The organism is Sphingomonas sp. (assembly GCF_017744835.1).
Lineage (GTDB): Bacteria > Pseudomonadota > Alphaproteobacteria > Sphingomonadales > Sphingomonadaceae > Sphingomonas.
Genome location: NZ_JAGIAM010000001.1, coordinates 120,243 through 132,487 on the forward strand (window position 1 = coordinate 120,243; position 12,245 = coordinate 132,487).

General features: G+C 68.9%; 16 protein-coding genes. 10 read left to right on the forward strand and 6 right to left on the reverse strand.

Annotation, left to right across the window (positions count from 1 at the left end):
* The gene (locus J7500_RS00465; protein WP_294059032.1) at positions 1-948 is read left to right on the forward strand and encodes a cell wall hydrolase; all 948 of its coding nucleotides are present in this window, start codon (positions 1-3) and stop codon (positions 946-948) included.
* Between the two features lie 62 nt (positions 949-1,010).
* Here J7500_RS00465 and J7500_RS00470 read toward each other — a convergent pair whose 3' ends face one another.
* From J7500_RS00470 to J7500_RS00480, 3 genes are all read right to left on the reverse strand, one after another.
* Positions 1,011-1,355, reverse strand: a complete 345-nt coding sequence (locus J7500_RS00470; protein ID WP_294059034.1) for a hypothetical protein — start codon at positions 1,353-1,355, stop codon at positions 1,011-1,013.
* 137 nt (positions 1,356-1,492) lie between these two features.
* Positions 1,493-3,154 carry a DNA repair protein RecN gene (gene recN / locus J7500_RS00475; protein WP_294059036.1) on the reverse strand — a complete coding sequence of 554 codons (1,662 nt, stop codon included), beginning with the start codon at positions 3,152-3,154 and terminating at the stop codon, positions 1,493-1,495.
* A 58-nt stretch (positions 3,155-3,212) separates the two neighbouring features.
* Positions 3,213-4,019: an outer membrane protein assembly factor BamD gene (locus tag J7500_RS00480; RefSeq protein ID WP_294059038.1), complete on the reverse strand. Its 807-nt coding sequence runs from the start codon at positions 4,017-4,019 to the stop codon at positions 3,213-3,215.
* A 121-nt stretch (positions 4,020-4,140) separates the two neighbouring features.
* Between J7500_RS00480 and J7500_RS00485 the strand changes: the two genes are divergently transcribed.
* Both J7500_RS00485 and J7500_RS00490 read left to right on the forward strand, forming a co-directional pair.
* Positions 4,141-4,965 carry a class I mannose-6-phosphate isomerase gene (locus tag J7500_RS00485; RefSeq protein ID WP_294059040.1) on the forward strand — a complete coding sequence of 275 codons (825 nt, stop codon included), beginning with the start codon at positions 4,141-4,143 and terminating at the stop codon, positions 4,963-4,965.
* A gap of 113 nt (positions 4,966-5,078) precedes the next feature.
* Positions 5,079-5,537 carry a glycine zipper 2TM domain-containing protein gene (locus tag J7500_RS00490; RefSeq protein ID WP_294059041.1) on the forward strand — a complete coding sequence of 153 codons (459 nt, stop codon included), beginning with the start codon at positions 5,079-5,081 and terminating at the stop codon, positions 5,535-5,537.
* A 58-nt stretch (positions 5,538-5,595) separates the two neighbouring features.
* Here J7500_RS00490 and J7500_RS00495 read toward each other — a convergent pair whose 3' ends face one another.
* On the reverse strand, positions 5,596-5,823 hold the full coding sequence (locus J7500_RS00495; RefSeq protein ID WP_294059043.1) for a hypothetical protein: 228 nt from the start codon (positions 5,821-5,823) through the stop codon (positions 5,596-5,598).
* A gap of 122 nt (positions 5,824-5,945) precedes the next feature.
* Between J7500_RS00495 and J7500_RS00500 the strand changes: the two genes are divergently transcribed.
* From J7500_RS00500 to J7500_RS00525, 6 genes are all read left to right on the forward strand, one after another.
* Positions 5,946-6,665 (forward strand): hypothetical protein, encoded by a 720-nt coding sequence (locus tag J7500_RS00500; protein ID WP_294059044.1) that lies wholly within the window; start codon positions 5,946-5,948, stop codon positions 6,663-6,665.
* 68 nt (positions 6,666-6,733) lie between these two features.
* Entirely contained in the window at positions 6,734-7,123 is a 390-nt protein-coding gene (crcB, locus tag J7500_RS00505; RefSeq protein ID WP_294059046.1) for a fluoride efflux transporter CrcB, read from the forward strand.
* Complete coding sequence (locus tag J7500_RS00510) at positions 7,120-8,217, forward strand: RluA family pseudouridine synthase (protein ID WP_294059047.1); 1,098 nt, start codon at positions 7,120-7,122, stop codon at positions 8,215-8,217. The genes crcB and J7500_RS00510 overlap by 4 nt, the downstream gene beginning before the upstream one ends.
* Entirely contained in the window at positions 8,214-8,873 is a 660-nt protein-coding gene (locus J7500_RS00515; RefSeq protein WP_294059049.1) for an HAD-IA family hydrolase, read from the forward strand. Before J7500_RS00510 ends, J7500_RS00515 begins: the two co-directional genes overlap by 4 nt.
* Positions 8,870-9,091: a hypothetical protein gene (locus tag J7500_RS00520; RefSeq protein WP_294059050.1), complete on the forward strand. Its 222-nt coding sequence runs from the start codon at positions 8,870-8,872 to the stop codon at positions 9,089-9,091. The genes J7500_RS00515 and J7500_RS00520 overlap by 4 nt, the downstream gene beginning before the upstream one ends.
* Complete coding sequence (locus tag J7500_RS00525; RefSeq protein WP_294059052.1) at positions 9,088-9,768, forward strand: ATP12 family chaperone protein; 681 nt, start codon at positions 9,088-9,090, stop codon at positions 9,766-9,768. The genes J7500_RS00520 and J7500_RS00525 overlap by 4 nt, the downstream gene beginning before the upstream one ends.
* A gap of 5 nt (positions 9,769-9,773) precedes the next feature.
* On the opposite strand, the gene J7500_RS00530 is transcribed toward J7500_RS00525, so the two are convergent.
* Both J7500_RS00530 and J7500_RS00535 read right to left on the reverse strand, forming a co-directional pair.
* Positions 9,774-10,076, reverse strand: a complete 303-nt coding sequence (locus J7500_RS00530; protein ID WP_294059054.1) for a polyhydroxyalkanoic acid system family protein — start codon at positions 10,074-10,076, stop codon at positions 9,774-9,776.
* Complete coding sequence (locus tag J7500_RS00535) at positions 10,076-10,495, reverse strand: VOC family protein (protein ID WP_294060644.1); 420 nt, start codon at positions 10,493-10,495, stop codon at positions 10,076-10,078. The genes J7500_RS00530 and J7500_RS00535 overlap by 1 nt, the downstream gene beginning before the upstream one ends.
* Before the next feature lie 166 nt (positions 10,496-10,661).
* On the opposite strand from J7500_RS00535, the gene lnt reads away from it, so the two are divergent.
* The gene (gene lnt, locus J7500_RS00540) at positions 10,662-12,242 is read left to right on the forward strand and encodes an apolipoprotein N-acyltransferase (protein WP_294059055.1); all 1,581 of its coding nucleotides are present in this window, start codon (positions 10,662-10,664) and stop codon (positions 12,240-12,242) included.
* Positions 12,243-12,245 lie beyond the last annotated feature (3 nt).

The window sequence follows — 12,245 nt, forward strand, 5'->3', positions numbered from 1 at the left end:
ATGCAGGCACGGGGGTTGATCGCCGCGACGCTCGCCTCGCTCGCAGGTGCGGGCTTCTCGGCCCAGGCGCTGGGGCCGCAGCCTGCGGTCGATCCTGCGCCGACCGCCACGGGCTATGAGGCCGAGGATCATTTCCCCGGCGCTGCCTATTACACCGCCGTCCCCGACGAAGCCGCGCCCGCTGCCGGGGCCACCGGCACGGCCATACTGCCTGACCTTCCTGCACCCGCGGTGACTCCGCTCGATGCCTCGATCCAGCCCGCTGCTCCCTTCCACCTCGCCGGTACGGCGCTGGACCATGCGCGTGCACTCCAGTGCCTCACTTCGGCGATCTATTATGAAGCCGCCAACGAGCCCGACGACGGCCAGCGCGCCGTCGCGCAAGTCGTGCTCAACCGCGTCCGCCATCCTGCCTTCCCGGCGACGGTATGCGGCGTGGTGTTCCAGGGATCGGAGAAGCGCGGCTGCCAGTTCAGTTTCGCCTGCGACGGCGCAATGGCGCGGGTACCCTCGCGCACCGCATGGGACCGCGCGAGCCGCGTCGCCGCCGCTGCCTTGGCCGGCAGCGTCTTCGCGCCGGTGGGGCTGGCGACGCATTATCACACCTATGCCGTCACGCCGGCCTGGAACCGCAGCCTGGTAATGACCGGCGCATTCGGCGCGCATCTCTTCCACCGCTGGAAGGGCGGCTGGGGCACCGCGGCTGCTTTCTGGCAGGCGTACCGCGGCGACGAGCCGACGCCGGGCCCGCGCATCGCCGTCGCGGCGGCCCCAGTGATACCGCCGGTCGCCACACCGTCGCCGGCGTCTGCGCCCTCCGCCCGCGTGGAAGCGGTACGCCCCGCCTATGCCGAAAGCGGCACCCCGACGACGGCCTATGCCTCGGCCTACGACCCCGACTCCCAGATCCTCGACAAATGGAAGGACAGCGGCAAGCCGCTACGCTGAGCCCATAAGCAAACGGGCCCCGCCTTGCGGCGGAGCCCGTCCTGCTTGCGAGCCGCTATCGATCAGCGGCGGTTGCGGTCGTGCTTCTGGACCCGGATTCGCGCCGACAGTGCGTCGAAGCGGCGGTCGAGGTCACGGCGCTCGGCCAGCGTCAGGCCGGGGCGCGAGCGGCGATACTGGGCCTCGAGCCGCTCCAGCGCGCGGAAGTCGTTGCGAAGCCGCGTCGCCTCGGCCCGGCTGAGCGCGCCCGAACGGATGCCCTGGTTGATGCGGGCTTCGAGGTTTGCCTGGCGGCCGTTGATGTTGTGCCAGGCCTGCGCGGCGGGGGCCGGCGCGGCGCTCGCGGCAACGGGGACCGCAGCGGCGGCAATGCCAAGGCCGGCGACGAGCAGGGTGAACTTCTTCATACGACACTCCTCTTCAAAACTGGACCGCGGCTGCGGTCGAGGAACGGTATGAAACTCGGCTGTCGCGGCTATGTGTCGCGATCCCAGGTTTTCTGTCGCAATTTGTCGCACATCCGAAACGACCGGCCGGAAAACGATCAGGCTGCGAGTAGCCGCTCGGCCTGGGCGCGCGCCTCCGGAGTGATTTCGGCGCCCGAAAGCATGCGGGCGATCTCTTCGCGGCGCTGATCGGCGTCGAGCGGGGTGACGCCGGTACGCGTGACGACGCCATCATGGCTCTTGGCGATCAGCAGATGCCGGTTGCCGCGCGCCGCCACTTGCGGGCTGTGCGTCACTACCAGCAGCTGCGCGTCGCCCGCTAGCCGCGCGAGCCGCTCGCCGATCGCGCTCGCCACTGCGCCGCCGACGCCGCGGTCGATCTCGTCGAAGATCAAGGTGCGCGCCCCGCCTTCCTCAGCCAACGCCACCTTGAGCGCCAGGATGAAGCGCGAAAGCTCGCCGCCCGAGGCGATCTTGATCAGCGGCGCGAAGGGCGCGCCGGGATTGGTCGAGACCTGGAACTCGACTCGGTCCATGCCCTGCGCCGACCATTGGCTCTGGTCGACCGGTTCGACCGTGGTGCGGAAACGCGCAGCATCGAGCTTGAGCGGCTTGAGCTCGGTCTCCACCGCGGCATCGAGCCGCGCGGCGGCGGCACTGCGTGCGCCGGAGAGCGCGCGGGCGGCCTCGCGATAGGTACGGTGCGCCTCTTCCACTGCCTGCTCGAGCCGCGCGATCCCCGCCCCGCCGCTCTCGACGCGGTCGAGTCGGCCGCCCAGTTCCTCCAGCAGCGCCGGCAGTTCGTCGGACTGAACGCGGTGCTTGCGGGCGACGCCGCGCAGCTCGAACAGTCGCACCTCGTCGGCCTCGAGCGCGGCGGGATCATAAGCCAGCGCCTCGGCGGCGGCATCGACGCGATCCTGTGCGGTCGCGCTTTCGATGATGGCGCGATCGATCGCCGCCAGGGCCTCGGCCAGCGCCTCGTGATCGCCGGCGATTCGTTCGAGGATGCGTGCGGCCTGGCGCAGCCGGCTGAGCCCGCCGTCCGATCCGTCGAGCAGCTCGGCGATGCCCGAGAGCTCGCTCGCGATCTTCTCGCCGCGCTGCATCACTGCGCGCCGCTCGGCGAGCTGTTCCTCCTCACCTTCCTCGGGCGCGAGCGCGCGCAGCTCGGCGACGGCATGTTCCAGCCATTCGCGGTCGCGCTCGGCCTCCTGCTGCTCGGCGCGCGCAACGGCCAGCGCGTCCTCGGCCTCGCGCCACGCACGGTGCGCGATCGCGACGGGCCCCGAGTCCAGTTTGCCGAAGGCATCAAGCAATGCCCGATGGCCACGCGGATTGAGCAACCCGCGATCGTCATGCTGGCCGTGGATCTCTACGAGGTGCGGCGCCAGCTCCCGCAACAGCCCCGCAGATGCCGGCTGGTCGTTAACGAAAGCCCGGCTTCCCCCGTCCGATTTGACGATCCGGCGGATAAGCAACGGCTCGCCGGGCTCGAGCTCAAGCCCGTTCTGCGCCATCAGATTGGCGATGCCGCTATCCGGCACAGGCGATTCGAAGCTGGCGGTCACCACCGCCTGCGCCGCTCCCTGGCGCACCAGCCCGCTCTCCGCGCGTGCGCCCAGCGCGAGCCCGAGCGCGTCGAGCAGGATCGACTTGCCTGCCCCCGTCTCTCCGGTCAGCACGCCCAGCCCGGCGCCGAATTCGAGGTCCAGCGCCTCGATCAGCACCACGTCGCGGATGGAAAGCGCAGTCAGCATGCGCTTCCCTTATTGCAGGAACGAACGAAGAACGGAAGCCGCGAGCACCGGCTCGCCCTCAACCCGCGGGAATCTGGGCCTTGGCGAGCTTGTCGCGATTGTCCTGCATCAGTTCATAGGCGCGCTTGTACCAGTCCGTGCCGGCATAGTTCGCACCGAGCACGGCCGCCGATTTGTTCGCCTCCGTCGGCAGGCCGAGCGCGAGATAGGTCTCGGTCAGCCGCATCAGCGCCTCGGGCACGTGCGTGGTGGTCTGGTACTGGTCGACCACGGCGCGGAAGCGATTCGCGGCGGCGAGCCACTGGCCACGACCTTCGTAGAAGCGGCCGATCTCCATCTCCTTGCCGGCGAGATGGTCGCGGACGAGGTCGATCTTCAGCCGAGCATCGGCGGCATAGCGGCTGTTCGGATAGCGGCGGGTGAGCTCGCCCAGCGAATCGAGCGCCTGCTGGGTGATCTTCTGGTCGCGCGTGACGTCGGCGATCTGCTCGTAATAGCTGATGCCGACCAGATAATAAGCATAGGGGGCGTCACGGTTGCCCGGGTGCACCGCCAGGAAACGCTGCGCAGACGCGATCGATTCGGTATAGTCGCCGTTGAGATAATAGCTGAACGCGCCCATCAGCTGCGCGCGCCGCGCCCACACTGAATAGGGGTGCTGGCGTTCGACTTCATCGAACAGCGCCGCGGCGAGCTTGTACTGGTGCCGGTCGAGCCGGTCCTTCGCCGCAGTGTAGAGCGTGCCCACATCGCGTGCGACATAGGGCAGATCTTTGTTGCCGCCGCGCTTGGCGCAGCCGGTGACGGAAAGGGCGAGCACGGGGAGGAGCGCGAGGGCGAGCGTGCGGGGCAAGGGAATACGCATGGGCGCACGTCTTAGCCGAGCCCGATGGCCGCAAACAATCCTTTTCGCGGCGCCATTGCGGCGGATCGGGATGCTACCTAGGTCGTTGGCGCGTTCGACAGCCGATCTGCCGGAGGAACAAGTGACTGCAACGCTTCTTGCCACCCATCGCGTCGAAAAGCCCTGGGGACGCCACAAGCTATGGCCGGGCTTCCCCGATCCGGCACGCGACGGGGATCCGATCGGCGAGATCTGGTTCCAGACGCCCGGCAACGCCGAGCCCGACCTGCTGATCAAATATCTGTTCACGTCGGAGAAGCTCTCGGTCCAGGTTCACCCCGACGACGAGCAGGCGCACGCCCGCGGGCTCCCGCGCGGCAAGGACGAATGCTGGGTGATTCTCGACGCGGAGCCCGATTCGACGATCGCGCTCGGCACCAAGGCGTCGGTCGACCGTGAGACGCTGCGCGCCGCCGCGCTCGACGGCTCGATCGAGGACTTGCTCGACTGGAAGCCGGTGAAGGCGGGCGACTTCTTCTATTCGGCCTCGGGTACGGTACATGCGATCGGCGCGGGGATCACGCTGATCGAGGTTCAGCAGAACAGCGAGACCACCTATCGTCTTTACGACTATGGCCGGCCGCGCGAGTTGCACCTCGACGACGGCATCGCGGTCGCGGATCCGCGCCCCTTCGTTCCGCATCCCATGCCCGGCAAGGTGGCGGACGACCGCGCCATCCTGGTCGAAGGCCCCAAGTTCGTGCTCGAGCGCTGGGAGGGCGGACGCCGCAAGTTCTCGCTTCCCGACGGCGTGACCGGCTGGCTGGTGCCGGTGGCGGGCGAAGGCGTGGTGGACGGCGTTGCCTTCCGCGCAGGCGAGTGTGTCACTGTCTCCGGCGAGGTCGAATTGCATGCCGAAGCGGGCAGCGACCTGCTCTTCGCCTATCCAGGTACGCAGCGGATTTGACGCAGGCACGTAGCGGATTGCGGAGGGATGAACTCGGCGTAGTTTCCGGTTCAGGCAACCCCCGGTCCGCACGGCACGTTACGATTGCACCTGCAATTACAGGAGCATGACCAATGCGAATTCTTTTGGCTGCCACCCTCGCCGCGGTGGCGCTTCCCGCCGTGCCGGTGACGGCTGCCTCCGCCGCCCCGGCAATGTCCGCCACAGCCTATGCACCGCCCGCGCAGCACCGGCGCGTCGACCGCGATTGGCGTCGCTATCGCAACTACGACTACAACCGCCTGCCCCGTGGCCAGCGGAGCTATTTCGCCGATGACTATTACCGAGACGGCCGCTTCTATCGCGAGCGTCGCCTGTCGCGGAACGACCGCATCTACCGCGGGCGCAACGGCCGCTATTACTGCCGTCGCACCGATGGCACCACCGGCCTGCTTCTCGGCGCGGGCATCGGCGCGCTGCTCGGCAACTCGCTGTCCTATGGCCGTTCGGACACGATCGGCACGCTGCTCGGCGCAGCCGCCGGCGCCTCGCTCGGCGCCGCGGTCGATCGCGGCCAGGTGCGCTGCCGCTAAGGCCTTCGCCCACGCAGGCGAGGAAGGGCTCGGCGTGCGATCGCCGGGCCCTTTTTGCCTAGATCAGGCCGCCGGTGAGGAACAGGCGCAGCCCGCTGATCACCATGACCAGAATGTTGAGGTTACGGCCGGAGCTGTGCCGCGACATCACCCCGAGCGCAGCCCCGACCAGCGCGATCGGAAAGGCGATCCAGTTGAGCATCGGGACCAGTGGGAACGGGATTATCCCTACGAGCGCCAGCAGCAGCGCGCATAGGCCGATCAGGATCGAGACGAGGTTCAGCATCCGCCTACCATGCCGCCGCCTTGGTGTGTTGGCAAGATAAAACAGTAGCAACACTCCACGAACGCAGCGCCGCTCGGGCTAGTTCCAACGCTTCCTTAACCGTGTCGTGCCACGGTGCTGGGATGCTCCGCAGCCTCGGCTTCTTCCTGTTCGTCTTCCTGCCGCTCGCACTCGCCGGGTGCGGGAGCCGCACTGGCGATCAACTGAGCGACGAGGAACTGGGCAACGCCGTCGATCCGGCGGTCGCCAGCGCACTCAACGATCCGATCATGGTCGATCCCGCGCTAGGTGTGCGTGCCAACAGCGATGCGATCCGCCCGCCGGCCCAGCCCTATTCGGGCGCGCTGCCGGCGGACACCGTCGCAGCCAACAACGGCAAGGTCGAGCTCGGCAAGTTGCTGCACGCTCCGGCGCCGGTGCCCGCCGCCCAAGGCAGCGGGCGCAATGCGGTGACGCTCGGCGGCCTCGCGGCGCATCAGAAGGACCGCCGCGCCGCCGCCTGCGCCGGCACGCTGCAATATTCGGCGACATGGGCGCAGCGCCTTCCCGCCGACCTGCCGCTCTTCCCCCAGGCGCGCGTCACCGAAGCCGGCGGCGCGCAGGGCAGCGGGTGCGCGCTGCGCGTCGTCAGCTTCTCCGCGCCCCAGCCGCTCGCCACGCTGGTCGACTGGTATTACACGCGCGCCGTCCGTGCGGGTTACACCGCCGAGCACCAGCTGGACGGCGAGACGCATGTGCTGGGCGGCACGCGCAAGCGCGACGATGGCGCATATGTCGTCTTCCTCGCCGCGCGCGACGACGGCGGCACCGACGTCGACTTGATTGCCAACAACGGGACCTGACTCGACCACCGGATCGCGTTCGGATCGACACGGTTTCCCTCGCGGCCATTCCGCGCTACCGGCAAGCCATGCCTTCTCTGCTTCTCGTCATGTTCGGCGGCGCCTTCGGTTCCGCCGCGCGCCACCTCGTCAGCCGCGCGACGCTCGCCCTGATCGGCCCGGGCTATCCCTGGGGAACGCTGGTGGTCAACGTGACCGGCGGGTTCGCGATGGGCGTGCTCGCGGGCCTGCTCGCGCGCTTCGGCCAGGGTGGCGAGCAGTGGCGGCTGCTGCTGGGCGTGGGCGTGCTCGGGGGCTACACCACTTTCTCGACCTTCTCGCTCGACGCGATGGTGCTGATCGAGCGCGGCGACTGGGCCAGCGCGATCGGCTATGCGGTCGCATCGGTGATCGGCGCCATCTCGGCGCTCACTCTGGGCCTGATGGTCGCACGAGCAATCGCGAGGGCAGTCGCATGAGCGAGAACGAAGTCCGCCAGTTCGTGGTCGGCGTCGACGACGACGGCATCCGGCTCGACCGCTGGTTCAAGCGCAACCTGCCCGACACCAGCTTCAACGCCGTCTCGCGCTGGGCCCGCACCGGCCAGCTTCGCATCGACGGAGCGCGTGCCGATCCGGGGGATCGCGTCACCGCGGGGCAGACGATCCGCGTGCCCCCGGCCGAGCCCGCCAAGGCATCCGGCCCCGCCAAACCCCGCATCGTCCGCCCGAAGCTGAGCGATGACCAGATCGCCTTCGCGCGCGAGCTGGTGATCCACAAGGACGCGCAGGCGATCGTGCTCAACAAGCCCCCCGGCCTGGCGACGCAGGGCGGCACCAAGACCACCGAGCATGTCGACGGGCTGCTCGACGCACTGCAGTTCGAGGCGGAGTCGCGGCCCAAGCTCGTCCACCGGCTCGACAAGGACACCTCGGGCGCGCTGCTGCTCGCCCGTTCGGCGCGCGCAGCGGCCTTCTTCTCCAAGCATTTCTCCGGCCGCAGCGCCAAGAAGCTCTATTGGGCGCTGGTCGTCGGCGTGCCGAACATCGAGGACGGACTGATCGAGCTGCCGATCGGAAAGCAGCCGGGAACCGGCGGCGAGAAGATGCAGGTCGACGAGAAGGAGGGCCAGCCCAGCCGCACGCGCTACCGCGTGATCGAGCAAGCGGGGAACCGCACTGCCTGGGTCGAGCTCCAGCCGCTCACCGGCCGCACCCACCAGTTGCGCGTCCATATGGCGGCGATCGGCCACCCAATCGTGGGCGACGGCAAATATGGTGGGCAGGAAGCGTTCCTAACCGGCGGCATCAGCCGGAAGATGCACCTGCATGCGCGACGCATCCGCATCGATCATCCCGACGGCGGCAAGATCGACGTGACTGCCGAGCTGCCCGACCATTTCGAGACGTCGATGACGACGCTGGGCTTCGACATGGCGCTAGGCAACACCGACGCGCTCGACGATCGCCCCCCGCTTACGCGCGAGCAGAAGAAGACCCAGGCCCGTGCCCATGCCAAGACCGTGCGCAAGGAGCGCCGCGGCGAGCGGAGGAGCAGAGGCGCGAAGAAATGAACCGCCTCGCAATCTTCGACTGCGACGGGACGCTGGTCGACAGCCAGGCGAGCATCTGCCTGGCAATGGAGCATTGCTTCATCGGCCAGAAGCTCGAGCCGCCCGGCCGCGAATCGATCCGGCGGATCGTCGGGCTCAGCCTGGTCGAAGCAGTGGCGCAGCTATTGCCCGAAGCCGACGACGCGTTCCACCGCCTGCTCGCCGAGGATTACAAGCGCGCCTATTTCGCGCTGCGCAGCGAGGGCAAGATCGAGGACGAGCCGCTCTACGACGGCATCGCCGAGACGATCGCCGCGCTCGACGACGCCGGCTGGCTGCTCGGCGTCGCCACGGGAAAGTCCGACCGCGGGCTGCTGCGCGTGCTCGAGCAGCATGGGCTGCGCCAGCGCTTCGTCACGCTCCAGACCGCCGACCGCCACCCCTCCAAGCCGCACCCCTCGATGGTAACGGCGGCGATCGCCGAAGCCGGCGCGGCGCCCGACACGACCGCGATGATCGGCGACACCAGCTTCGACATGGCGATGGCCTGCGCCGCGGGCGTCCATGCCGTAGGTGTTGCATGGGGCTATCACACCCGGCATGACCTGCTGGAGGCCGGTGCCGCGCACGTCGCCGATCATGCGCGTGCGCTTGCCCCTCACCTGGAGGGTCTATGACCGAGGCGGAACGTTTGGCGCGCAAGCGCTATTACATCATCATGGGCGCGAACCTCGCGGCAGTGGCCGGCGCGGTGCTGGGACTGCTGATCGCGGGACGCGCGCAGACCACGGGCCATAGCGTACTGGGCGGCGCGCTGCTGCTGGCGTCGCTCTATTTCATGGCCGTGGTCCCGCGCGCGCTCGCCCGCCGCTGGAGGACGCCGGAACAGCCGTGAAGCGATTCTGGACAGAGGTGACGGTAACGCCCGGGAACGGGATCGCGCTCGACGGCAAGCCGGTGCGCACGCCCGGCCGCGCCCCGCTGGAAGTGCCGACGGCCGCGCTGGCCGAAGCGATTGCGGAGGAATGGCGGCGCGTCGGCGAGGAAGTCGATCCGCGCACGATGCAGCTCACCGGCCTGGCCAATGCGGCGATCGACCGGATCGCGCCCGATCCCGAGGCTTTCGCGGCTGGGCTCGGCGCCTATGGCGAGACCGACCTCCTCTATTATCGTGCCGAATCTCCCAATGAGCTGATCGAGCGGCAGGAAGCCGCGTGGGACCCGCTGCTCGACTGGGCGCGCACGCGCTACGACGTGCATTTCGAGCCGGCCCGCGGCGTGATGCACCACCCGCAGCCCCCCGCCACCACGCTGCGGCTGCACGAGGCGGTTGCCGCGCTCGACCCGTTCCGCCTCGCCGGAATGACTCCGGTGGTGACGGTCAGCGGATCGCTGGTCGCGGCGCTCGCGCTGCTCGAAGGCGGTACCGATGCCGAGTCGGTGTGGCGCGCGGCGCATATCGACGAGGACTGGCAGACCGAGCAATGGGGCGAGGACGAGCTCGCCGGGCAGGTCCGCGCGACGCGCCGGGCCGATTTCGACGCCGGGATGCGCTTCCTCAGCCTGCTCTAGGGCACCTATTTCAGCAGCTTGGTCGCCTTCTCCGCCAGCTTGTCGCGGACCTTGCCGGCGAACAGCGCGAGCATCGGCGGCAGATGGACCTCGGCATGGACCTTATCGTCGAACACGTCGAGGCGGCTCGCCACTTGCTGGCCCATCGCAGTGACGGTGAAGTGGAGCGTGTCGCCGTCCCAGCGCTGCTCGAGATGCCCGCCGCCGGGGAACATGTCGGTGAGCTTGCCGATGCCGCCGGCGATGCGCTGACGGGCGGCTTCGCGGCCCAGCTTGTGGGGCACGTCGAGAGAGATCGGATCAGCCATCAGCGGGCGAACAACATTGCATCATCGGCAAACGCCTTGAACTCGAGCGCGTTGCCACTGGGATCGCGAAAGAACATCGTCGCCTGCTCGCCGGGCTGACCCTTGAAACGGATGTGCGGGGCGATTCCGAAGGGCACGCCGGCAGCCTCGACGCGCGCGGCGAGCGCCTGCCAGTCGGCCATGGTCAGGACCACGCCGAAATGCGGCACCGGCACGTCATGGCCGTCGACCTGGTTCGCCACCGCCACCGGCTTCGCCGCCGGATCCAGATGCGCGACGATCTGATGGCCGAACAGATCGAAATCGATCCAGCTCTCCGACGAGCGCCCCTCCGGACAGCCGAGCACGCCGCCATAGAAGGCGCGCGCCGCGGCCAGGTCGTGGACCGGGAAGGCGAGGTGGAAGGGACGCAGCGTCATTGCCGGCCGATAGCCCATTCTTGCCTTCCGCGTCATCCCCGCCCAGGCGGGGACCCAGGAGCGGCAAGCGACGACTGCGCGACTCTGGGTCCCCGCCTTCGCGGGGATGACGGCGTGGTTCGCGGCCCCTCCCCTAGCGCGCACGGATCGGTTAAGTCCCCGGGCGATGCCTCTTCCTCCGCTGCTCGTCGCCCTGATCGCCGGCCTCGTCTCCGCCATCGGCTTCGCCCCCCTCGACTGGTGGCCGGTGACGCTCGCCTGCATCGCAGTGCTGCTGTGGATCATCCATGCGGCGCCGACGCTGCGTTCGGCGCTGCTGCGCGGCTGGGTGTTCGGGGTCGGCCATTTCACCGTCGGCAACAACTGGATCCAGCACGCCTTCGACTATCAGGACCGGATGCCGCCGGTGCTCGGCTATTTCGCCGTGGTGCTGCTGGCGCTGTACCTGGCCGTCTATCCTGCGATGGCAATGGGGCTCGCCTGGCGCTTCGCCCATCACGGCAGGCGGCGCGACGCGGACCTGGGCTATGTCCTCGCCGCATCGGCCGCGTGGATCGTCACCGAATATCTGCGCGGCGTGCTGTTCACCGGCTATCCGTGGAACCCGCTGAGCGCGGTTTGGCTCACGACGCCGGTGGCGCAGCTAGGCAGCTGGATCGGGACCTATGCGCTGTCGGGGACGGTGGTGCTGGTGGCGGGCACGCTCTTCCTCGCCGCGCGGCGCGATTTCCTGCCGCTTCTGGCGAGCGCCGCAGTGGTCGCGCTCGCGCTCATCAACATCGCGCTTTCGCCCGAACCGCCGGCATCGGATGCGCGCAAGGTGGTCGTGGTCCAGCCCAATATCGGGCAGGAGAATGTCGGCGCGCCCGACTATCCCGAGCGCACGCTCGCCAAGCTGATCGCGCTGAGCGGCACGCCGGGTCCCTCCCCCCGCCTGCTGGTCTGGCCCGAGGGCATGGTCAACCAGCTGCTCGAGGACGGCTATCCCGGCCAATATTATTTCAACGGCGACTCGCGCCTCACGCGCGCGCGCATCGCCGCGGTGCTGGGACCGGCCGACAAGGCGCTGGTGAGCGGCAATGCACTGCTCTTCGCCGATAAGCCGCCGCGCGATCCCAAAGTCGATCCCAACGCGCCGCTGCTCCAGTGGAAGCTCGTCGGCGCGGGGAATTCGGTGTGGACGCTCGACAGCAGCGGCACGCTCGGGCCCCGCTACGACAAGGCGCATCTCGTGCCCTACGGCGAATATCTGCCGATGCGCACGATCCTGGCACCGCTCGGTCTCGCGCGGCTGGTGATGGGCGACGTCGACTTCGTGCCCGGCCCCGGCCCCGGCACGCTCGACGTCGGCGGCTTCGGCAAGGCGGGCGTGCAGGTCTGCTACGAGATCATCTTCTCGGGCCAGACGGTGGACCGGGCCAATCGCCCGGACTTCCTCTTCAATCCCTCGAACGACGCCTGGTTCGGCCGCTGGGGCCCGCCGCAGCATCTGGCGCAGGCGCGGATGCGTGCGATCGAGGAAGGGCTGCCGATCCTGCGCTCCACGCCGACCGGCATCTCGGCGGTGATAGACGCGCGCGGACGCATTCTCGGATCGATCCCGCACGGCCGGGCCGGCGCGCTCGACCTGCCGCTTCCCCGGCCGCTGCCGCCGACGCTCTTTGCGCGGCTCGGCAACTGGCTGGCCTTTCTCGTGGCGGGACTGTTGCTCGTGTTGGCGATTGCCAACCGACGCTTCGCCCGCTAGGGG